The 21290-nt window shown below is 73.9% G+C and carries 20 protein-coding genes; 11 read left to right on the forward strand and 9 right to left on the reverse strand.

What is annotated here, in order from left to right; all coding sequences use genetic code 11:
* The first annotated feature begins 83 nt into the window (after positions 1-83).
* Both nicT and VT52_RS00680 read left to right on the forward strand, forming a co-directional pair.
* Positions 84-1235, forward strand: coding sequence for a Nickel transporter NicT (gene nicT, locus VT52_RS00675; protein WP_206306404.1), 1152 nt, complete (start codon positions 84-86; stop codon positions 1233-1235).
* Between the two features lie 151 nt (positions 1236-1386).
* A complete protein-coding gene (locus VT52_RS00680; RefSeq protein ID WP_046427229.1) occupies positions 1387-1851 on the forward strand; it encodes a DUF5709 domain-containing protein in 465 nt (154 codons plus the stop codon).
* Positions 1852-1951: 100 nt separating this feature from the next.
* Here VT52_RS00680 and VT52_RS00685 read toward each other — a convergent pair whose 3' ends face one another.
* Positions 1952-2158 carry a hypothetical protein gene (locus VT52_RS00685; RefSeq protein WP_037652629.1) on the reverse strand — a complete coding sequence of 69 codons (207 nt, stop codon included), beginning with the start codon at positions 2156-2158 and terminating at the stop codon, positions 1952-1954.
* Between the two features lie 211 nt (positions 2159-2369).
* Here VT52_RS00685 and VT52_RS00690 point away from each other — a divergent pair, with 211 nt between their 5' ends.
* The gene (locus VT52_RS00690) at positions 2370-4214 is read left to right on the forward strand and encodes a glycoside hydrolase family 15 protein (protein ID WP_046427225.1); all 1845 of its coding nucleotides are present in this window, start codon (positions 2370-2372) and stop codon (positions 4212-4214) included.
* A 35-nt stretch (positions 4215-4249) separates the two neighbouring features.
* Here VT52_RS00690 and cynR read toward each other — a convergent pair whose 3' ends face one another.
* Positions 4250-5158, reverse strand: a complete 909-nt coding sequence (cynR, locus tag VT52_RS00695; protein WP_046427260.1) for a transcriptional regulator CynR — start codon at positions 5156-5158, stop codon at positions 4250-4252.
* A gap of 139 nt (positions 5159-5297) precedes the next feature.
* Here cynR and VT52_RS00700 point away from each other — a divergent pair, with 139 nt between their 5' ends.
* Positions 5298-5882, forward strand: a complete 585-nt coding sequence (locus VT52_RS00700) for a carbonic anhydrase (protein WP_046427224.1) — start codon at positions 5298-5300, stop codon at positions 5880-5882.
* Between the two features lie 73 nt (positions 5883-5955).
* Positions 5956-6426 (forward strand): cyanase, encoded by a 471-nt coding sequence (cynS, locus tag VT52_RS00705; RefSeq protein ID WP_046427222.1) that lies wholly within the window; start codon positions 5956-5958, stop codon positions 6424-6426.
* An 80-nt stretch (positions 6427-6506) separates the two neighbouring features.
* Here the strand turns inward: cynS and VT52_RS00710 are convergent, their stop codons facing one another.
* Positions 6507-9128, reverse strand: a complete 2622-nt coding sequence (locus tag VT52_RS00710) for a SpoIIE family protein phosphatase (RefSeq protein ID WP_046427220.1) — start codon at positions 9126-9128, stop codon at positions 6507-6509.
* Positions 9129-10042: 914 nt separating this feature from the next.
* Here VT52_RS00710 and VT52_RS00720 point away from each other — a divergent pair.
* The gene (locus VT52_RS00720) at positions 10043-11113 is read left to right on the forward strand and encodes a hypothetical protein (protein ID WP_240509615.1); all 1071 of its coding nucleotides are present in this window, start codon (positions 10043-10045) and stop codon (positions 11111-11113) included.
* Here VT52_RS00720 and VT52_RS00725 read toward each other — a convergent pair.
* The 6 genes from VT52_RS00725 to VT52_RS00750 all read right to left on the reverse strand — a co-directional run bounded on the left by VT52_RS00725 (position 11085) and on the right by VT52_RS00750 (position 16271).
* On the reverse strand, positions 11085-11807 hold the full coding sequence (locus VT52_RS00725; protein WP_206306403.1) for a 2-phosphosulfolactate phosphatase: 723 nt from the start codon (positions 11805-11807) through the stop codon (positions 11085-11087). The two genes, VT52_RS00720 and VT52_RS00725, sit on opposite strands and share 29 nt — an antisense overlap.
* Positions 11808-11835: 28 nt before the next feature.
* On the reverse strand, positions 11836-12135 hold the full coding sequence (locus VT52_RS00730) for a DUF1232 domain-containing protein (RefSeq protein WP_046427216.1): 300 nt from the start codon (positions 12133-12135) through the stop codon (positions 11836-11838).
* Positions 12136-12162: 27 nt separating this feature from the next.
* Positions 12163-13344, reverse strand: coding sequence for a hypothetical protein (locus VT52_RS00735; RefSeq protein ID WP_046427214.1), 1182 nt, complete (start codon positions 13342-13344; stop codon positions 12163-12165).
* 261 nt (positions 13345-13605) lie between these two features.
* Complete coding sequence (locus tag VT52_RS00740) at positions 13606-14970, reverse strand: FAD-dependent oxidoreductase (RefSeq protein ID WP_046427213.1); 1365 nt, start codon at positions 14968-14970, stop codon at positions 13606-13608.
* Between the two features lie 236 nt (positions 14971-15206).
* Positions 15207-15542 carry a hypothetical protein gene (locus VT52_RS00745; RefSeq protein ID WP_046427256.1) on the reverse strand — a complete coding sequence of 112 codons (336 nt, stop codon included), beginning with the start codon at positions 15540-15542 and terminating at the stop codon, positions 15207-15209.
* 87 nt (positions 15543-15629) lie between these two features.
* A complete protein-coding gene (locus tag VT52_RS00750) occupies positions 15630-16271 on the reverse strand; it encodes a class I SAM-dependent methyltransferase (RefSeq protein ID WP_240509616.1) in 642 nt (213 codons plus the stop codon).
* A 175-nt stretch (positions 16272-16446) separates the two neighbouring features.
* Here VT52_RS00750 and VT52_RS00755 point away from each other — a divergent pair, with 175 nt between their 5' ends.
* The 5 genes from VT52_RS00755 (at position 16447) to VT52_RS00775 (ending at position 20974) form a co-directional block, all read left to right on the forward strand.
* Positions 16447-16899, forward strand: coding sequence for a flavodoxin family protein (locus VT52_RS00755; RefSeq protein WP_046427210.1), 453 nt, complete (start codon positions 16447-16449; stop codon positions 16897-16899).
* Between the two features lie 280 nt (positions 16900-17179).
* On the forward strand, positions 17180-18154 hold the full coding sequence (locus VT52_RS00760) for an ATP-binding cassette domain-containing protein (RefSeq protein WP_046427209.1): 975 nt from the start codon (positions 17180-17182) through the stop codon (positions 18152-18154).
* Positions 18151-18999: a hypothetical protein gene (locus VT52_RS00765; RefSeq protein WP_071387336.1), complete on the forward strand. Its 849-nt coding sequence runs from the start codon at positions 18151-18153 to the stop codon at positions 18997-18999. The genes VT52_RS00760 and VT52_RS00765 overlap by 4 nt, the downstream gene beginning before the upstream one ends.
* 14 nt (positions 19000-19013) lie before the next feature.
* Positions 19014-20321 (forward strand): sensor histidine kinase, encoded by a 1308-nt coding sequence (locus VT52_RS00770; protein WP_046429291.1) that lies wholly within the window; start codon positions 19014-19016, stop codon positions 20319-20321.
* Entirely contained in the window at positions 20318-20974 is a 657-nt protein-coding gene (locus VT52_RS00775) for a response regulator (protein ID WP_071387337.1), read from the forward strand. The genes VT52_RS00770 and VT52_RS00775 overlap by 4 nt, the downstream gene beginning before the upstream one ends.
* The last annotated feature ends 316 nt before the right edge of the window (positions 20975-21290 follow it).

Below are 21290 nucleotides of genomic sequence, written 5' to 3' on the forward strand. Positions count from 1 at the left end.
TGCACATGAGTTGCAAGTACGGGATGATGGCGCAGGCTGCTGCCCGCAGCCCTACCCGTACGACGTTAGGAATGACCCTCCCGATGACGGCCGCCCCTGATTCCGCTCCGTCCCTCCCCGCACAGACCGGCGCCAAGCCGTCGGCCTGGCAACGCGTCCGCCGCTCCATGACGCGCCAGGAGTGGATCAGGGTCGGCTCGATGGCCGCCTTCGTGCTGGCCCTGCACATCATCGGCTGGGGAACCCTGGTCGGCGTCATCGCGCCGCAGCACTTCAGCGTCGGCACCGAGTCCTTCGGCATCGGCATCGGCGTGACCGCCTACACCCTGGGCATGCGGCACGCCTTCGACGCCGACCACATCGCGGCCATCGACAACACCACCCGCAAGCTCATGGGCTCGGGGCAGCGCCCGCTGTCCGTCGGCTTCTGGTTCTCCCTCGGCCACTCCACCATCGTCTTCGGCCTCGCCCTGCTGCTGTCCCTGGGCATGAAGAGCCTGGCCGGACCGGTCGAGAACGACAACTCGCACCTGCACGAGGTCACCGGCCTCATCGGTACGACCGTCTCCGGCGCCTTCCTCTACCTGATCGCCGCGATCAACCTCGTCATCCTGGCCGGCATCTGGAAGGTCTTCCGCAAGATGCGCACCGGCCACTACGACGAGGCCGCCCTGGAGGCGCAGCTCGACAACCGGGGCTTCATGAACCGCCTGCTCGGCCGGGTCACCAACTCGATCACCAAGCCCTGGCAGATGTACCCCCTGGGCATCCTCTTCGGCCTCGGCTTCGACACGGCGACCGAGATCGCCCTGCTGGTCCTGGCCGGCTCCGGCGCCGCCTCCGGACTGCCCTGGTACGCGATCCTGACCCTGCCGGTCCTGTTCGCGGCCGGCATGTCGCTGCTGGACACCATCGACGGCTCGTTCATGAACTTCGCCTACGGCTGGGCGTTCTCCAAGCCGGTCCGCAAGGTCTACTACAACCTCACCATCACCGGCCTGTCCGTCGCCGTCGCCCTGATCATCGGCTCCGTCGAACTCCTCGGCCTCCTCGCCGACAGGCTGGACCTGCACGGCTTCTTCTGGGACTGGGTCGCCGGGCTCGACCTCAACACGGTCGGCTTCGTCATCGTCGGCCTGTTCTTCGCCACCTGGGCGCTCGCGCTGCTGGTGTGGAAGGCCGGCCGCATCGAGGAGAAGTGGACCTCGGGCCTGGCGGAGCAGTCCGCCGAATGAGGCCGGGCGGCCCACGGGCCGGGGCGGGCCGGCTCCGGCGCCGGTGACCGGCCGGGCGCCTCGGCGGCCGGATCCGGAATTCGCGGGATTGACGTCCCGGCTTCGGGAAACGCGGGCCGGGACCGCCGCGCGAGCACCGAAGGAGGCGACGATGAGCGACGCGCAGACTCCCCTCGGGGACGACGCCCACCAGCCCACCGGGACGAACGAGGAGCAGGCGGACGCCGCGCCCGTGGATCCCGAGGACGCGGTCGGTGAACGCTCCTACGACGAGATGCTGGACGAGGGCTACTCGCCGCCCGAGCGGCCCCTCGGCGTCACCAGGTACGGCACCACCGCCGCCGAGCAGCGCGCGGGGGAGTCCCTGCAGCAGCGGCTCCGCCAGGAGGTCCCGGACCCGGACGACGGGCCGGCCGGCGACGGCATCGGCGACCTGCCCGGCGGCGAGGGCGAACCCCTCGACCCCGAGGCGGGCGACTCGCGGGCGGGCCGCCTGTCGGCCCGGGACCCGGGAGCGGGCATCCTCGCCGAGGACGTGGGCATCGACGGGGGCGCGGCGGGCGCGGAGGAAGCCGCGGTGCACGTCGTACCGGACGAGCCGGCCCCGCCGGAGTGACGCGGACGACCCGGCCGGCACCCGGCCGATCCGGCCGCGGACCGAGCCGGGGCGGGTGGCGCCCATCCGCGCCGCCCGCCCCGGCTCCCCGTCGCCCCCGTCAGGGCAGAAGCTTCTCGATCGCCGACGGACCCTCCGTCTCCAGCTTGCGGCGCGCCCAGTCGAGCGTCTTCGGGGTCACGTCCCTGCCGGCCGCCATCACCAGGTCCTCCGGGGTGACGTCCTGCTGGGGAGCCGAGTGGAGCAGGGAGTCCGGGGTGCAGTGGTCGTCGGGCGACCGGGACCCTCCAGTTGCGGATGTCGACATGTGTTGCCTCCTCCTCGGTCCGGATGACCGCATCCGTGCCGGTGCCGCCGAACGGGGCACACTCTCACCATTGCCCGCCGCGACGCACCCTGCATCCGGAGGGTACGCCGGTAACGGGTGAGAAGCGCCTGCCCACTCCACCGCGCCGCACTCGCTCCTAAGCTGGAGACATCGCGGGACGAGTTCGCGCACCCGCACCGGGAGGCCGCTGATGAGCCAGACGCCGTTCGCCGCGGACACCTCCGCGAGCCCCCGCTACCTGCCCATCGCCGAGCACGGCCTGATCGGCGACCTGCGCAGTGTCGCCCTGGTCGGCAGCAACGGCACCATCGACTGGTACTGCTCGCCGTCCTTCGACTCGCCCAGCGTCTTCGCGGCCGTCCTGGACGCCGAGCGCGGTGGCTGCTTCGAGCTGGCCGCCGCCGTACCGGCCCGCACCAAGCAGTTCTACTTCCCCGACACCAACGTGCTGATCACCCGCTTCTTCACCGAGGAGGGCGTCGGCGAGGTGCAGGACTTCATGCCGGTCACCGCCGATTCCGGACAGCCCTGCGAGACGGTGCGGCACCGGCTGATCCGGCGGGTGGTGTGCGTGCGCGGCCATGTGCCCTTCCGCGCCCTGGTCGCCCCTCGCTTCGACTACGGATCCGCCCCGCACACCGTCCGCGACATGGACGGCACGCTGCTGTTCGAGTCGCCCGACCTGTCGCTCGCGCTCACCGCGACCGTGGCCGTGGAGTGCGACGGCCGCGACGCGTGCGCCGAGTTCAAGCTCGCCGAGGGCGAGACGGCGGTGTTCGCCCTCGACCAGGCCAACACCGCCATCGCCCCACGCGGCTGCGCCCACGCCGAGGCGGAGCACGAGTTCAACGCGACCGTGGCCTACTGGCGGCGCTGGCTCCACCAGTCCCGCTACCGGGGCCGCTGGCGCGAGATGGTGCACCGCTCCGCGCTCACCCTGAAACTGCTCACCTACGCCCCCAGCGGCGCCATCGTCGCCGCCCCCACCACCAGCCTGCCCGAGCAGCTCGGCGGTGAGCGCAACTGGGACTACCGGTACGTGTGGGTGCGCGACGCGGCCTTCGCCGTGTACGCGCTGCTGCGGCTCGGCTTCAGCAGCGAGGCCGAGGCGTTCATGCGCTTCCTGACCACGCACATCAGCCCCGGCGACGGCGCCGCCTCCGGCCCGCTCCAGATCATGTACGGCATCGACGGCCGCACCGACCTGTCCGAACGCGAGCTGCCCCATCTGGAGGGCCATCAGGGCTCGGCACCGGTCCGCGTCGGCAACGCGGCCGCCGGCCAGCTCCAGCTCGACATCTACGGTGCCCTGATCGACTCCGTCTACCTCTTCGACAAATGGGCCCAGCCCATCTCCAGCGGGCAGTGGGACGACGTGACCCACCTGGTCGAGTGGGTCTGCGAGCACTGGGACCAGCCCGACGAGGGCGTGTGGGAGACCCGGGGCGGGCGCAAGAACTTCCTGTACTCGCGGCTGATGTGCTGGGTCGCGGTGGAACGCGCCATCCGGCTCGCCAACCGGCGCGGGCTGCCCGCCGAACTGCTGCGCTGGCGGCGGACCCGGGACGCCATCTACCGGCGGATCATGGACCGCGGCTGGTCGGAGCGGCGGCAGGCCTTCGTGCAGCACGAGGGCGGTGACGTGCTGGACGCCTCCGTGCTGATGATGCCGCTCGCCAAGTTCATCGCTCCCACGGACCCCAAGTGGCTGTCCACCCTCGACGCCCTCACCGAGGAACTCGTCTCCGACTCGCTGGTCTACCGCTACGACCCGTTGGTCAGCCCCGACGGCCTGCGCGGCGACGAAGGCACCTTCTCCATCTGCTCGTTCTGGTACGTCGAGGCGCTGGTGCGGGCCGGCCGGGTGGACGAGGCCCGGCTGGCCTTCGAGAAGATGCTCACCTACGCCAACCATCTCGGCCTCTACGCCGAGGAGATCGGCCGCACCGGGGAGCAACAGGGCAACTTCCCGCAGGCGTTCACTCATCTCTCGCTGATCAGCGCCGCCTTCAACCTCGACCGCGCCCTCGGCTGACCGCGTGTCCGTGGCAGCCGGCTCCCGCGCGGGCCTCAGGGCGCGTCGGCGTACCCCCGGGCGCGGACCAGTTCGTGGACGATCCGGGTGAAGGCGAGGGCCGCCGCGCTGCGGTAGGCGTCGGCGCGGCCGAGGAGCGCCACCGTGCGGGTCGGCAGTGCGGGGTCCAGCGGCACGGGGGTCAGCCGGGGGTGGTCGTGGGTGATCGCGTCCGGCAGGACGGTGGCGAGGGAGGTGCGCTGCACGACCTCGGTCAGGGCCTGGATGGAGTTGGCCTCGACGGCGATGCGCGGGCTGACGCCGTGCCGCTCCAGGTACCCGTCGATATGGCCGCGGGTGGCGAAGTCGGGGCTGAGCAGAGCGAGTTGGCGGTCGGCGAGATCCCGTACCGGCAGCGCGGCCGAACGGCCCCCGGTAGCGCGGTGGTTGCCGGTGACCAGGGTGAGTGTCTCGGTGAACAGGGCGGTCCCGGTGAGGCCCGGCAGATGGGTGCCGCGGAAGGCGATGCCGAGGTCGAACTCGTCGGCCAGCAGTCCCGTTTCGATCCGGTCCTGGGTGGTCTCCCGCACGGTCAGGCTGATGCCGGGATGCCGGCCGTGCAGCTCGGCGGTGAGCGGGCCGACGAGATAGGCCGTGAACGTGGGGGTGACCGCCAGCCGCAGCCGCCCGCGCGTCAGGTCCCGCACATCGTGGACGGCGCGCTCGGCGGCGGCCAGCTGATGCAGCGCGCCCCGGGCGTGATGGGCGTACGCCTCGCCCGCGTCGGTGAGGCGCACGGTGCGTCCGGTGCGGTCGAGCAACTGGGTGCCCAGGGTCCGTTCGAGCTGCTTGATCTGCTGGGAGAGCGTGGGCTGGGAGATATGCAGATCCTCCGCGGCGCGCGTGAAGTTGCCGTGCTCGGCCACGGCGAGCAGATAGCGCAGGTGACGCAGTTCCAGGGCCATGACCATGACTATAGATGTGACTATAGATGGCATCAATGGCTTTGATGTCCAGCGCGTCTTGGACGCTATAGCTCCAGCTCATGCATGGTGGATCTCGCCGGGCCCCACGGATCCGGCCACCACGAAAGGGAGTGACCCCATGCATCACCTCGCCCAGGGCGTCGCGCGCTTCCAGCAGGACGTCTACCCCGCCAGACGGGAGCTGTTCGGCCGGCTGGCCGCGCGCCACACGCCGCACACGCTGTTCATCGGCTGCTCCGACGCGCGCGTCGTGCCCGAGCTGATCACCGACTGCGAGCCGGGCGAGCTGTTCGTCATCCGCACCGCGGGCAACCTGGTCCCCGCCCGCACCCCGGGCGCCGACGGGGTCGCGGCGAGCATCGAGTACGCCGTCGGCACGCTCGGCGTGCGGGACATCGTCGTCTGCGGGCACTCCGCGTGCGGCGCGATGACCGCCCTCGCCCACGGCCACGACCTCGGCGGCGCCCCCGCGGTCGCCGACTGGCTGCGGCTCGCCGACACCTCCGTGGCCCGCACCCATGACGCCGCGGACGTGCCCGCCCTGGTACGGCAGAACGTGCTGGCCCAGCTGGCGAACCTGGCCACCCACCCCTGTGTCGCCCGCGCCCTGGCGCGGCGCCGGATCACGGTGCGCGGCTGGGTCTTCGACATCGCCACCGGCCGCGTCGAGGAACTCACGGTCCCCGCCCCGCTCGCCGCCTGACCACCGCCCCCCGGACCGGCCCCGCCGGGGCGGTCCGCCACCCGCACCGACCACACAGTGAGGAACGACCCCCGTGATCCACGCCCAGTTCGACCCCACCGCCCGCCGGCTCCTGGCCGCCGCCGCCGTCGAGGCCAAGACGCGTCGGGACCTCTCCTGGCGGCAGATCGCCGACGCCAGCGGCCTGTCGGTCGCCTTCACCACGGCCGCCGTCCTCGGCCAGCACGCCCTGCCCGAGGACGCCGCCGAGGCCGTCGTCGAGCTGCTCGGCCTCGACGACGACGCCGCGCTGCTGCTGACCACCGTACCCACCCGCGGCTCGATCCCCGGTGCCGTCCCCACCGACCCGACGATCTACCGCTTCCACGAGATGCTCCAGGTCTACGGCACCACTCTCAAGGCCCTGGTCCACGAGGAGTTCGGCGACGGCATCATCTCCGCGATCAACTTCAGGCTCGACGTCAAGAAGGTGGCCGACCCCGAGGGCGGCGAGCGTGCCGTCATCACCCTGGACGGCAAGTACCTGCCGACCAAGCCCTTCTGACCCGCCCCCACCTCCCGCGAGGACACCATGGACTTCGTCCGGCGCACGGCGAGATCCTGGCCGCCGATGCGGCACGGCCCCTACGGCAGCGGCTGCTCCGCCCAGATGATCTTGCCGTTCGGCGTGTAGCGGGTGCCCCAGCGGTCGGCGAGCTGGGCCACCAGGAACAGGCCCCGGCCGCCCTCGTCGGTGCTCGCCGCGTACCGCAGATGCGGGGAGGTCGTGCTGCGGTCGGAGACCTCGCAGATCAGGGTGCGGTCGCGCAGCAGCCGTACCCCGATCGGCGGCCGCCCGTAGCGGATGGCGTTGGTGACCAGCTCGCTGAGGATCAGCTCGGTCGTGAACACCAGGTCCTGGAGGCCCCATCCGTCCAGCGCCCCGGTGACCGCGGTGCGCATCTCGGAGACGGCCGCCGGATCGGCGGGCACCTCCCACTCGGCCACCTGGGCCGGACCCAGCACCCGGGTCCGGGCCACGATCAGCGCCACGTCGTCGCTCGGCCGGGCCGGCATCCGCTCCAGCACGGTACGGCAGGTCGTCTCCGGGGAGCTGTCCGGCGCCCGGCGCAGGGCGTCGCCCAGCAGTTCGAGGCCGACGTCGATGTCCCGCTCCCGGTCCTCGACCAGCCCGTCCGTGTACAGCACCAGCCTGCTGCCCTCGGCCAGCTCCAGCTCGACCGTCTCGAACGGCAGCCCGCCCAGGCCCAGCGGCGGCCCGGCCGGCATCTCCGCGAACTCCACCCGCCCGTCGGGATGCACCAGCGCGGGCGGCGGATGCCCCGCACGGGCCATGGTGCACCGCCGCGACACCGGGTCGTACACCGTGTACAGGCAGGTCGCGCCGGTCACCGCGGCACCCTCGTCCGGGTTCTCGTCCTGGTCGATCCGGCCCACCAGTTCGTCCAGCAGGCCGAGCAGTTCATCGGGGGGCAGGTCCAGCGCGGAGAAGTTGTGCACGGCCGTGCGCAGCCGCCCCATGGTCGCCGCCGCGTGCAGCCCGTGCCCCACCACGTCGCCCACCACCAGCGCCACCCGGGCCCCGGACAGCGGCAGCACGTCGAACCAGTCGCCGCCCACCCCGGACTGCGCCGGCAGATACCGGTACGCGATCTCCAGCGCGCCCTGCTCGGGCAGCGTCCGCGGCAGCAGGCTGCGCTGGAGCGTCACCGCCATGCTGTGCTCGCGCGTGTACCGGCGGGCGTTGTCGATGGACACCGCCGCCCGCGCCACCAGCTCCTCGGCGAGCGCCAGCTCCTCGTTGTCGAACGGCTGCGGTTTCTCCGAACGCCAGAAGTTCGCCACCCCCAGCACCAGGCTGCCCGCCCGCAACGGCACGGTGATCAGCGAGTGGATGCCGTACTCCACCACCTTGTCCGTGCGCTCCGGCTCCTGCGCCCGCCAGCCCGGCGCGTCCCGCAGCCGCGGCTCCACCACCGACTGCCCGGTCGTCAGGCTGTGGGCCTGCGGGGAGGTGGACACGAACCGTATCCGGTGGTCCACCGGATACAGCGGGGAGTCCTTGCGGATGCCCACGCTGGCCACCCGGCGCATGTCGCTCCCCGGCCGCGGCTCCTCGCCGTGCAGCACCGGCTCGAACAGGTCCACCGTGGCGAAGTCCGCGAACCGGGGCACCGCGAGCTCCGCGAGTTCCCCGGCGGTGCGGGTCACGTCCAGGCTGGTGCCGATGCCCACCCCGGCGTCGTACAGCATGTTCAGCCGCTCCCGGGCCACCTCGGCCCGTCCGGACACCGCCCGCAGCTCGGTGGAGTCGCGCAGCGTGGTGACGCTGCCGGCCGGGCCGCCGCGCAGCTCGGTGGGCCGCTGGTTGATCGCCAGCAGGCGGTCCTTGACCAGGTGCACCTCGTCCGTGGCCATCCGCCCCGACGCCAGCAGCCGTGCCGTGTCGTCGTCCAGACCCAGCTCCAGGACATGCCGGCGCTCGGCGTTCCTGGGCAGGTCGAGCAGCCGCTGCGCCTCGTCGTTGGCGAGCAGCAGCCGGCCGTCGTGGCCGACGATCAGCACTCCCTCCCGGACCGCGTGCAGCACCGCGTCGTGGTGCTCGTACATCCGGGTCATCTCGTACGGCCCGAGGCCGTGCGTCTGGCGCAGCAGTCGTCTGCTGACCAGCGCGGTGCCCGCGGTGGCCAGCGTGAGCGCCGCGGCGGCCGCGGCGAGCAGCAGGGGCAGCTGCTGGTCGGCGGCCCCGCCCACGTGCGCGGTGGTGATGCCGGCCGACACCAGCCCCACCACGGTGCCCTTCGCGTCCTTGACCGGGACCACGCTCTGCACCAGTGGGCCGATCGTGCCGTTGATCTTCTCCACGACCGTGCCGCCGGCCACGGCCGGGCCGATGGTGCCGACGAACTTCTTGCCTATGCGGTCGGGACGGGGGTGCGTGTAGCGGATGCCCTGCGTGTTCATCACGACGATGAAGTCCACGCCGGTCGCCTTGCGGGCGGCCTCGGCCTTCGGCTGGAGGATCGCCGTCGGGTCCGGTGAGCGCAGCGCGGCGGCCGTGCCGGGCGCGTTGGCGAACGTCTGTGCCACCGCGAGGGAGCGGTTGCGGGCCTCGGTGTCGCTGTCGTGGCGCACCTGGAGCACCTGGGCCACCACGGCCGAGACCACCAGCAGCAGCACGATCACGACCTGGAGCACGAAGACCTGGCCGGCGACGCTGCGTCCGGTCACCGCCGCCCACAGCATTCCCGGCCGGTCGCCGTTCGCGCCGGGGCCGTCCGGCGGCGGGGCCAGTGGTGCGCGCGGGTGCCCGAAAGGTCGGGGCGGCCGGGACACTGGCCGGCCGGGCAGTCGCACCATGTGCCCATGTCTACACTGCCCGGCCCCATCAGGCGAGGGCGTCACCCCGGGGTGCGGGTCCCGGAGGCGTCGGACGAGGCGCGCCGGGGCAGGGAGCACACCGAGGGCGTGCGGGGAACGGCGCGGCCGGCCGCGGCCGGCCCGCCGGCAGGCGGCGCGCCACTTTCGCCCGGCCGCGGTCGGCCACCGGGAAGGGACCGGCCGGCTACCCATGGCGGAGCCCTCTGAGCCCTCTGAGCCTCGGGGCGAGGGGCGGGGCCACGTCGTCGGGGCGGGACGCTGCGTGCCGGGCGGCGGCGGTGAGGCGGCCGGTGACCCCGGACAGCGTGCGGACGGCGTCCGGTGCGAGGACCGGCTCGGTCACCGGACAGCGCGCCCCGCGGCCATCATGATCGTCCGCCATCGGCCCTACCTCGTCCTGTGCGTCTCCGGATGGATCACACAGCAAGAATGGGCCAGGAGGAGCGGAGGGCGCACCCCGGGCGGCGTGCGGGCGGGACGGCGGGGGATCACACCGGTGCCCCACCCGGGTGGCGGCACGCGGGAGCGGCTCCTAGTAATGGACTGCGTACTGCGCGTGCCGCGGTCGGGGGCGTCAGGTGCGGCCGCACTCCTGCACTGGAGCCGAGATGACCACCCGCTCTTCGTCCACCTGTTCCGACGACTCCCTCATATGCCCCGCTCCGGTCACGGCCGGTGTCCGGGTGCGGCCGGTCCGGATCCTGGCGCGGTCCGCGCCGCCGTCCGAGCCCCGGACGGGGCGGCCTGCCGGGGCCACGTCCGAGGGTGCGCCCGAGGCTGTGCCCGGGCCGGTGCCAGGGTCCGGGGCAGGGTCCGCGTCCGGAGAGGACGGCCGGTACGACGATCCGCTGTTCGGCCTGGTCCGTACGGCCGTCACCACCCGCCCCCTGGAGGACGTCGTCCGCCTCATCGCCCTGCTGGAGCGCTCCCCCGCGCACACGCGGACCCTGGCCGAGGCGGTGCGCTCGGCCGGACTCGATCGCTCGGTCGCGGACGTCACCCGACTGGCGGCCCTGCTCACCCGGCCCCCGAGAGGCCCCGCCGGCGCCGACGCCGTACTTTGCGCCGCCGCCGGGCAGCGCCCCGTGGACGAGGTGAGCCTGCTGCTGCGCCTGCTGCACCGCACCCCCCTGGAGCCGCGCTGCCGGCGGACCGCCGTACAGGCCGCGGCCACCGGGCGGACCGTCGGGGAACTGACCGCGCTGATCGGCAGGCTGGCCGCGGACACGGAGCGGCAGCCGGTGCGTGAACTCCCGTCCGCCGCCGCGGACGAGGACGCACCGGTCGCCGGCCGGCCGGGGGCCCTGCCCGGCCGCCCCTCGCCCGAACGCCCGCTGCCGCCCGGGACCGCGCCGGGCCGGGCGCCACGGGCACGGCTCAGGCTCCTCCGGCTCGAACCCGCCGGCCACGAGCCCCTCGCGCCCCCGCTGAAGGAGGCCGCCCGGCACGACCGTCCGGCCGGGACCGGCGTCCGCGTCGCCGCCCTGCTGGTGTTCCTCTGCGGAGCCGCGCACGCGCCCCGCTACTGGGCGGGGCTGTCCCACGGGCTGCTGGGCGCCACGCTCGTCGCCTCCGCGCTGTGCATGCTCCTGGGCCTCGCCCTGCCCGCGCGGGCGGCGCACGCCCGGCTCGGCGCGGCGGCGGCCGCCCTCGCGGTCACGGCGGGGCTCGGCGCGGGACAGGTGCTCGGCGGGCGGTTCGGGCTGCCGGACCCGGCACGGCTGTGGGCGGCCACACTCGCCCCGCCCTGGCTCGCCGGTACGGCCGCGGCGATGGCCGCGCTCGCCGCGCTCGCGGTGGTGCTGGCCGTCCTGCTCGGGGTCAGCACCACCGGTCGTAAGGAGAGTTGAGCCGGGGAACCGGCTGATCGAACGCACGCAGCTCCAGGTGGCCGTCCGCCCGGCCGGCCACCATCGCGAACGGCACGCCGTCCGCCTCCAGACACAGTTCCACGTCCTGCGGATGCACCCCTGTCCACCCCCGCCGCACCGCCTCGGCCAGCTCTGCCGCGGCTGCGGAGCGGCGGGCCCGTTCCAGGTAGGGCCCGGGAGCGGTGTCGGCGGCGCGCACCAGGGCGGCGATGTACTCGGCGCAGGCCAGATCCTCCTCGGCCCGCCCGTCGTCCCCGGTGACGACGAAGGTCACCGTCCGCGCCCCGGCCCGGCGCAGCACCTCGGCGGTCGCCCCGGCCACCGGAAAACTCGCGCACAGCAGGAGCCCCGCGTCCGCCACGGCCAGCGCCCCGGCGGTACCGGCGGTGGTCTTCTGCACGATCGTGCGGCCGCGCACATCGAGCGAGCGCAGCCGCGCGGGCGAGTTGGCGAGGTCGAAGCCCGGCACCGGCGCCCCGTCCTGGAAGGCCAGCCAGCCGGGGTTGCGGGCCTTGAGCGCCAGCGCCTCCCGCCGTGTCCCGGCGAACACGATCCGCTCGGCACCGCGCCGCAGCGCCGAGGCGGCCACGGTGAACGCGCGCATCACATCGACGACGACGGCGACCTCCGGCGCGGCAGGGGCGTCGGGGATCCCGGTGAACACGGTCCGCATCGCACCATGATCGGGCACGCGCGGGCGTTCAGGGCAGCCGGGGCGTCTTCGGCGTCTGCGCCGTCTCCGGCCGCGCGGCGCGCAGGCTGCGCAGCGCGAGGAGCAGGACGCCGATGTCGTCCAGGTAGATGGGATCGGGCAGCAGGTCGGTGGGGAGCAGCAGATACGCCACCGCGCCCCAGAACACCCAGCGCGGCCCAGCGGGAAGTCCGGCCCGCAGCAGCGTACGCCGGGCGCGCACCAGGCGTATGAGCAGGGCGACGGCGCAGGCGGCCAGGCCCGCGGCGACGGCGGCGGCGATGATCAGCAGCAGGGTGGTGGTGTCCACCGGAGCTCCTTGTACGGCACGTGGGCCTTACGACGGCAGGTCGGGGGACGGCGGAACCGCGCCGTCGGCGGTGTCCTCAGGGGCCGCCTTCGCCCGGCCGGGAAGACCGGGGATGCGCAGCCGTTCGAACGTCCGGGTGAGCTGCTGGAGCGGTGCGGGCGCCTTGGCGGCGGGCCGCTGCTGCGGCAGGGCGGGCGCCGGTACGTCACGGTAGGCGGCCAGCGCCTCCAGGGCCTGCTCGGCGGCCTCCTTGTACAGGTCCCGGGACTTCGTCATGGCCTCCAGCGCCTCGGCGTACATGGTGACCAGGCGCCGCTCCCGGTCCAGTTCCTCCTGGTGGGTCATCAGGGTCCAGTTGTCCCTGAGGTCCGCCAGCGCCTCGGTCGCGTCCTGCGGCGCCGGCCGGGACAGGGCGACGAAGTGCCGCAGCGCGGCGAGCAGTTCCGGGGGCTCGGAGCCGTCCAGGAAGACGCTGCGCACCCGGTGCGGGCCGCCGTCGTAGTCCTGCGGGGCCGGGTCCGGCGGCAGGATCACGGCGCCGCCGCGCGGCACCTCGACGCCGAGGTCCTTCAGCGCCCAGTTGACGCCGCGCAGTTGGTGCGGCGCGGCGCGGTGCTCCACGACCCGGTGCCGCAGGGCGGGTGGCAGCAGCCGGGCGAGCGGCAGCTTGCCCTGCTCGTCGGGGGTCATGGCCTCGTGCACGACCAGGTTGACGCACCAGGCCTCACGAGCGGCGTCCCGCAGCCGGCGGCGCATCTCCTTGTCGTCCGAGGGCAGCGCGTTGACCTGCCGGAAGCGCACGCCCGCGACCGTGGGGTGGTGGTCCCAGGAGCCGTCGTCGCCGGAGCCGCCCTCGGGCCAGAACAACGTCGCGGGCGAGGGCCAGCCCTCGTCCCACGGCCGCTCGGCCTCCGCGACGAGCCGCCACTCGTGTCCCTGCGGCCTGCTCCGCCGGGGTACGAGGGTCAGCCGGGCCCGCACGGTCACGGTGCCGCCGACCCGCCAGCGCGCCTCGAACACCGTGGGGGGCGTGTCGCTCACGGCGTCCTCGGGCGCGGGAGGCTCGGCGAAGTCGTCGATGTCCCCGCTCTCCCTGTGCCGGCGCAGGGTGCGGCGGACGACGTCCTCGGGTGCGGGACCGGTGTGACGGCCGCGCGCCGCCCAGACGGACTGCGGGACGGGGGCGCGGTCGGTGGCGGAGTTCGACATAGGCCAATCTGCTGATGAGGGCGGGTGCGTCTCCAAGTATCACCGTTCGCCCCGGGGAAACGTAGACGGCCCCGTGCCCGCGTGCGGCGCGTGTCCCGCGCGGGAGAAGCGCGGATCGCCGCCGACCGGGCTCCGCGGGTCGCTCTCGCAGGGTCCCGCGCGCCGGAGTGCGCCCGCGCCCCGCACACTCGGGGTGTGCGGGGCGCGGTCCGGTCGCGGCACAGGAGGCTCAGTCCTGGCCGAGGTGGTGCGCGGGAGCGCTCACGCGCCGCTCTCGCGCAGCATGTCCTCGCGCTCGACGATCTTCACGCGCTCGCGGCCCTGTGGTTCGCCCAGGGCGCGTTCGGCGGCGTCCAGCCGGTGCCAGCCCTCCCACGTGGTGTGGCGGACCTCGCGCTCGGCGAGGAAGGCGTCCACGGCCTCCGGCTCGGGCGAGGAGGGGGTGTGCAGGCGGCCCTCCGCGTGGTCGGCGAGCAGGTTGGCCACCGTCTCGTTGGCGTCCCCCTTGGTGTGGCCGATGAGGCCGACGGGGCCGCGCCGGATCCAGCCGGTGACATAGGTGGACCGCAGGTGCGTGCCGCCCTCCTCGACGACCCGGCCGCCCTCGTCCGGGACGGTGCCCGAGCCGAGGTCCCAGGGCAGCTTGGGCAGCTTCTCGGAGAGGTAGCCGACCGCGCGGTAGACGGCGGTGACGTCCCAGTCCTTGAACTCGCCGGTGCCCTTGACGTTGCCGGTGCCGTCGAGGGCGGTGCGCTCGGTGCGCAGGCCGACGACCCTGCCGTCCTCGCCGAGGATCTCCGCGGGGGACTCGAAGAAGTGCAGGAACAACTTGTGCGGGCGGTCGCCGACATCCCGGATCGCCCAGTTCTCCAGGGTCTTGGCGACCATGTCGGCCTGCTTGTTGCCGCGCCGGGTCTCGATCGAGCCGGCGTCGTAGTCGATGTCCTCGGGGTCGACGATGACCTCGATGTTGGGGGAGTGGTCCAGCTCGCGCAGCTCCATCGGGCTGAACTTCGCCTGGGCCGGGCCCCGGCGGCCGAAGACGTGGATCTCCAGGGCCTTGTTGGCCTTCAGACCGTCGTACACGTTCTGCGGGATCTCGGTCGGCAGCAGTTCGTCCGCGGTCTTGGCGAGGACGCGGGCCACGTCCAGGGCCACGTTGCCGACACCGAGCACCGCGACCTTCTCGGCCGTGAGCGGCCAGGTGCGCGGCACGTCCGGGTGGCCGTCGTACCAGGAGACGAAGTCGGCGGCGCCGTAGGAGCCGTCCAGGTCGATGCCGGGTATGGACAGCGCGCGGTCGGCCATGGCGCCGGTGGAGAAGATCACCGCGTCGTAGAAGGCGCGCAGGTCGTCCAGGCTGATGTCCGTCGGGTAGTCGACGTTGCCGAACAGCCGGATCTGCGGCTTGTCCAGCACCTGGTGCAGAGCGGTGACGATGCCCTTGATCCGCGGGTGGTCCGGCGCGACGCCGTAGCGGATCAGACCGAAGGGGGCGGGCATGCGCTCGAAGAGGTCGATGGACACGCCGGGGTCGGCGGCCACCTCGGACTTGAGCAGGGCGTCGGCGGCGTAGATCCCGGCGGGGCCGGCTCCGACGATGGCTACCCGCAGGGGGCGCGGCATGATCAGGTTCCCTTCGAGTGAAAAAGTCGACTCGATCGGGAAGCCTAAGCTAAGGCAGACCTAAGTAGGTACGCGGGTCCCGTCTATGACCTCATAAGTACATCTTATGACTTCTCTAGGGGTGTCTTATGGCGCCGCTCCGGGCTTCCCGAGGGACGCCCCGACGAGTCCGGACACGGGCAGCCGGCGGGACGGACCGCCGGCGCCGGTCCCCCGGGCCCCGGTCTTCCCCGGCCTCACTCCGGTTGGGTCAGTGCCTCCCTCTGGAGCTGAACCGCCGCCAGCAGGCTCAGCTTCGGCTCCGCCTGGCGCAGGGCCTTCGTCGCCGCGACCGAGGAGAGGTCACCCGTGAAGCCGACGGCGGCCAGCCGGGCGCGGGTCCAGTCGGCGCGCAGCTTGGCCTCGGTGGCCTGTGCGGTCGACTCGACCAGCGCGACGGCGCGTTCCAGCCCTGGGCGCTCCTCGGGTGACGCCTGCGCCAGCGCCTCGCGCAGCGCCGGGGCCACCACATCCGCGTCCCGGATGACCACCAGGTGGTTGTGCTTCCTGTGCAGACCCGCGAGTTCCATCATGTTGATCATCCTCGCCGTCAAGGGCGCGGAACGACAAGCGGCTTGAGGAAGACCAGAGGCTGGGGGAGGCCGGGGGGAGCCCGGAGGCTACCGCGCGGGCCGTGCGCAGTGCAGGAACAGGTGCGGTTCCGGTACGGCCTCGGGGTGCGCCGGCGCGAACTCCGCGTGCTGCTGCGCCAGTACGGCGAGTCCGGCCCGCGCCGCCACGTCCTCGAACGCGTCCGCGCCGAAGCTCGTCACCCGCACCGGCTGCCCCATGAAGAGTCCCTCGGCGCACTCGACGTCGACGGGCACGGTCGCCAGCACCACGAACCCTCCGGGCCGTACCGCCCGCGCGAGCCGCGCCACCACGGCCTCCTGCTCGGTCCGGTCCATCTGGAGCAGTGAGAAGTAGGCGCAGGCCGCGTCGAACTCCCCCTCCTCCAGCGGGAGGTCACGGATGTCCGCCCGGCGGAACTCGGCCCCCGGGACCTGCCGCGACGCCAACTCCACCATCACCGGGGACACGTCGACGCCGAGCACCCGGTGCCCCGCGTCCGTCAGGGTCCGCGCGGTCGGCCGCCCCGTGCCGCAGCCCGCGTCCAGCACCCGGCTGCCCGGCGCGAGCCGCTCCAGCAGCCAGCGCAGGGACGCCCGGTGCGCCTCGGAGGAGGCGAACGCCCGCTCGTAGTCGAGACCCAGCGCGTCGAACACCACGGCCGCCGGTACCCGGCGCTCGTCCTCGGTCACCACGGCTCCTCCCGTCGCGCGGCACCGGCCCCCGCGGCACCGGCCCGCACACCGCCCGCCCGGCGCCCGTGCGGCACCGGCGCCGGGCATCCTCGCACCCCGCGCGCCGCGTCCACAACGGCGTGGCACGACGGCGCGTTTGCGTACCGCGCGCCGCAGGCGGCAGGGTGCGCTTGTGCCCACCTTGCTGATCGTCCACCACACCCCGTCACCCAACTGCCAGGCCCTGTTCGAGGCCGTCGTCTCCGGTGCCACGGCACCCGGGATCGAGGGCGTCCGGGTGGTGCGCCGCGCGGCCCTCGCGGCCACCGCCGCCGACGTCCTCGAAGCCGACGGGTATCTCCTCGGCACCCCCGCGAACCTCGGCTACGTCTCCGGCGCCCTCAAGCACTTCTTCGACCAGATCTACTACCCCTGCCTGGACGAGACCCGGGGCCGCCCCTTCGGTTACTACGTCCACGGGGGCAACGACGTCACCGGCGCGGTGCGCGCCCTCGACACCATCACCACCGGCCTCGGCTGGCGCCGTGCGGCCGAACCGGTCACCGTCACGGGTGAACCCGGGCGGGCCGACACGGAGGCCTGCTGGGAACTCGGCGCCACCCTCGCCGCGGGCCTGTCCGCCTGACCCGCCCGCGCACCCCCGCTCGCCCGCCCGGCCCCGCTCCCGCGGCGCCCCGCCCCGGACCGCGTTCGGCACCGGTGCGGGCGCGTGACCACAGGGTCGTGATCGCACACCCGGCCGGGCGTAGTACCCCGGTACCAGCGCTTCTGCCCCGTTCAGCCCCCAGTACCACGGGTTCGGTGGGTTATGGCGCCTAGCGTTGCGGATGAGACGTCAGACGTGACGGACGCCGCCGCCCGGGAGGGCACGACGGACGCCGCGGTCCGCGACAGAGGGAGCCCGCATGATCGAGGCACGAGGACTGACCAAGAGATACGGCGAGAAGACGGCGGTCGACGCACTGGACTTCGTCGTCAGACCCGGCACCGTCACCGGATTCCTGGGCCCGAACGGCGCCGGGAAGTCCACCACCATGCGCATGATCGTCGGCCTCGACGCCCCGACGAGCGGCTCCGTCACCGTCAACGGCCGCCGCTACGCCGGCCACCGGGCCCCGCTCCAGGAGGTCGGCGCCCTGCTGGAGGCCAGGTCCGTGCATCCCGGCCGCTCGGCCCACCAGCACCTGCGGGCGCTCGCGCTGACCCACGGCATCCCGCGCCGCCGCGTCGACGAGGTCATCGGGCTCGCCGGGCTCGGCGGCGTCGCCGGCAAGCGGGCCGGCTCCTTCTCGCTCGGCATGGGCCAGCGGCTCGGCATCGCCGCGGCCCTGCTCGGCGACCCCCGCACGGTGATGCTGGACGAGCCGGTCAACGGCCTCGACCCCGAGGGCGTCCTGTGGATCCGCAACCTGCTCACCTCGCTGGCGGCGGAGGGCCGCACGGTCTTCGTGTCCTCCCACCTGATGAGCGAGGTCGCGCAGGTCGCGGACCATCTGATCGTGGTGGGCCGGGGGCGGCTGCTCGCCGACACGACCGTACGGGACCTGGTGCGCGACGCGGGCGGAGACACCGTCCGGGTCGCCACCGGGGACCCGGGACGACTGCGCGAGGTGCTCGCCGGACCGGGCGTGGAGATCACCGGCCGGGTCGGTGCGGAGGAACTCCAGGTCAGCGGGGTGAGTGCCCGGGAGGTCGGGCTCAAGGCCGCCGAGCACGGCATCCCGCTGTTCGAACTGAGCACCAGGGCCGTGTCGCTGGAGGCGGCCTTCATGGACCTGACCAGGGACGCCGTCGAGTACCACGGCACCACCACCGGCACCGACCGGACCCGAGCCGACGGCACCGGCGCCGGCACCGACCGCACCGGGAGCGCCGCATGAGCACCGTGACCGAGACCACCTCAGCCGCGGGGAACACCGAGGCCGCGCCCGGCCGCCCCGCCTACCGGGTGACCGGGCGCCGCGTCCTGGCCTCCGAATGGGCCAAACTCTGGTCCCTGCGCTCCACCTGGATCACCCTCGGCCTGGGACTGCTGTTCCTCGTCGTCTTCGGCGTCATCGCCGCCTACCGCTACCAGTCCATGATCGGCTCGCCCCGCATGGACAAGGACTTCGCCCGCTCCACGGCCCTCAGCCTCTCCCTCTTCGGCGTCAACTTCGCCCAACTCGCCCTCGGGGTCCTGGGCGTGCTGGTCACGGCGGGGGAGTACTCCACCGGCATGATCCGCTCCACCATGGCGGCGGTGCCGCGCCGGCTGCCCGTCCTGTGGTCCAAGGCCGCGGTGTACGGACTGGTCGCCCTCGTCGTCGGCACGGCCGGCGCGTTCGCCGCCTTCCTCGCCGGCAGCCGGATCGTCTCCGACACGTCCGCCGCCCTGACGATCGGTCACCCGGGTGTCGTCCGCGGCCTGTTCGGCGCCGGGCTCTACCTCGGCCTCGTCGGCGTCATCGGTGCGGCCCTGGGCGCGCTGCTGCGCTCGGTGGCCGGCGGCATCTCCGTCCTGGTCGCCACCTTCATGCTCGTACCCGGCCTCGCCTCCCTGCTGCCCAGCTCCTGGCAGGACGACATCGGCCCCTACCTGCCGAGCAACGCGGGCCAGGCGATGTACGCCCTCACCCACGACGCCACCACGCTGTCCCCGGGCGCCGGGCTGCTGGTCTTCCTCGGCTGGACCGTGCTGGCGCTGGCGGGAGCGGCCTACCGCCTGCGGCGGGGGGACGTCTGACCGAGGTCCCCGCCATGACCACCCTGCCTTCCGCCCCCGCGGCCCCCGCGGTCACGGAGGAACTCGGCGCCATGGGGCCGCTGGTCGCCCGGCTCGGCCGGGCCGGCCGGCGGCTGCGGGGTGCCGACCGGGACCGGCCCTGGGCGCTGGACACCGCCGTGGTGGCCGCCGTCTTCCTGATGTTCTGCCTGCCGGATCTGCTGCACGGCGGCGTCGTCGACGCGGACGGACCGCGCCGCTTCCGGCTCGCGTTCACCCGGCTGCCGCTCGCGGCCGTGCTCGCCGCGCAGGCGGGCCTGGTACTGCCGCTGCTGTGGCGCAGACGTCGTCCCGCGACGGCCTTCGTCGTTGTCGCCGCGGTGTTCGTCCTCCAGTGGGCCATCGGCGCCGCCCTGCACGCGGACGTCGCCCTCTTCCTCGCCCTGTACAGCCTCGCCCTGCACGGGCGGCCGCGCCGGATTCCCTGGGCCTGCGCGGTGATGGCGGCCGCCCTCGCGCTGGTCGCGGTACGGGTGTCGGCCGTCGTGTCGGTCGCGGACGCGCTGTTCTTCCTGCTCAGCACGGCGACCGCGGCCCTCGCGCTGGGCCTGGCGATCCGGATCCGCCGCGCCCAGCTCGCCGCGCTGCGGGACCGGGCGGCCCGCCTGGAGACGGAGCGCGACCAGCGCAGCAGACTGGCCGCGGCCTCCGAACGCGCCCGGGTGGCACGGGAGATGCACGACATCGTCGGCCACCACCTGTCCGTCGTGATCACCCTCGCCGACGCGGGCGTGTGCGCCACCGCCGCCGATGCCGGACGCGGCGCCGAGGCCCTCGCGCTCATCGGCGACACCGGCCGTCAGGCCCTCGGCGAACTCCGGCGGGTCCTCGGCGTGCTGCGCGACACCGACGCCTCGCCCGCCTGCCCCGAACTCAGCCCGCAGCCCGGACTCGCCGACCTCGACGCCCTGTGCCACGGCGTGCGCGCCGCCGGGCTCGACGTCGTGTACCGGACCGCCGGGAAGGTCGAAGCCCTGGACGAAGGAGTGCAGTTGACCGTCTACCGGATCGTGCAGGAAGCCATGACGAACACCCTGAAGCACGCGGGAGCCGGTACCCGGGTGGACCTCGCGATCGATGTCGGGGAGGGCCGGCTCGGCATCCAGGTCCGCGACACGGGCAGGTACGTCCGGGCGGGGCGACGAGGCGACGGCCAGGGCCTGCCGGGCATGCGGGAGCGCGTCGCGCTGTACGGCGGACGGCTCAGCGCGGGCCCCGCCCCGGGCGGCGGCTGGATCGTCGCGGCCACCCTCGACCTCGGCCCGCGGGAGGGCGCGGCGTGACCACCGTGCTCATCGTGGACGACCAGCCGCTGCAACGGTACGGCTTCCGGATGCTGCTGGACTCCGTGCCCGGGACCGAGGTGGTCGGCGAGGCCGCCCATGGCGCGGAGGCCGTCCGCCGGGCCGCCCTACTGCGCCCCGACGTCGTCCTGATGGACATCCGCATGCCGGGTATGGACGGCATCGAGGCCACCCGGCGCATCGTCGCCACCGGCGCACGCTCACGCGTCCTCGTGCTGACCACCTTCGACCTGGACGAGTACGTGCACGCGGCCCTGCGCGCCGGGGCCAGCGGCTTCCTGCTGAAGGACGCCCGCCCCGACGAACTGCTGGCGGGCATCCGCGCGGTGGCCGGCGGCGACGCGGTGATCGCCCCCGCCCTCACCCGCCGCCTCCTGGACGAGTTCGCCCGCTACGGCCGCGCCCCCGCCGACGACCCCCGTGTCGACCGTCTCACCGAGCGGGAACGCGAGATCCTCGTCGCCATCGGCAAGGGCTGGACCAACGGCGAGATCGCCGCCCGCCTCGTCCTGTCCGAGTCCACGGTCAAGACCCATGTCGGCCGCGTCCTGGCCAAGACGGGCGCCCGCGACCGGGTCCAGGCGGTGATCTTCGCCTACGACCTCGGGCTGGCGCGGCCGAGTGCGCGGTGACGGCCGGGGCCGGGAGCCCGAGCGCCGGACGCCGCGTGCGGGAGGGAGCGCCGGCCGTCGCGTCGCAGGCGCCGAGGACGGCGATGCGAAGCCGGTGAACGCCGGGGCCCCGGCCGACCGCCCTGTCTCTCCGCGCCCGGCCGCCGTCCCCCGGGCCCCCGCAGCTTCACCCCCGGGCCTCGCTGGGCCACCCGGGTGACGCGCGCCCGCCGGGAAAGTGCGACCGGTCCCAACGGCCCCCACCCGCCTGTCCTTCCCACCGGACCCCCGCGCCCGGCACCCCACCGCCCCGTCACGCCCCCGGACGAAGGTGCGG

Source organism: Streptomyces malaysiense (genome assembly GCF_000980885.2).
GTDB lineage: Bacteria > Actinomycetota > Actinomycetes > Streptomycetales > Streptomycetaceae > Streptomyces > Streptomyces malaysiense.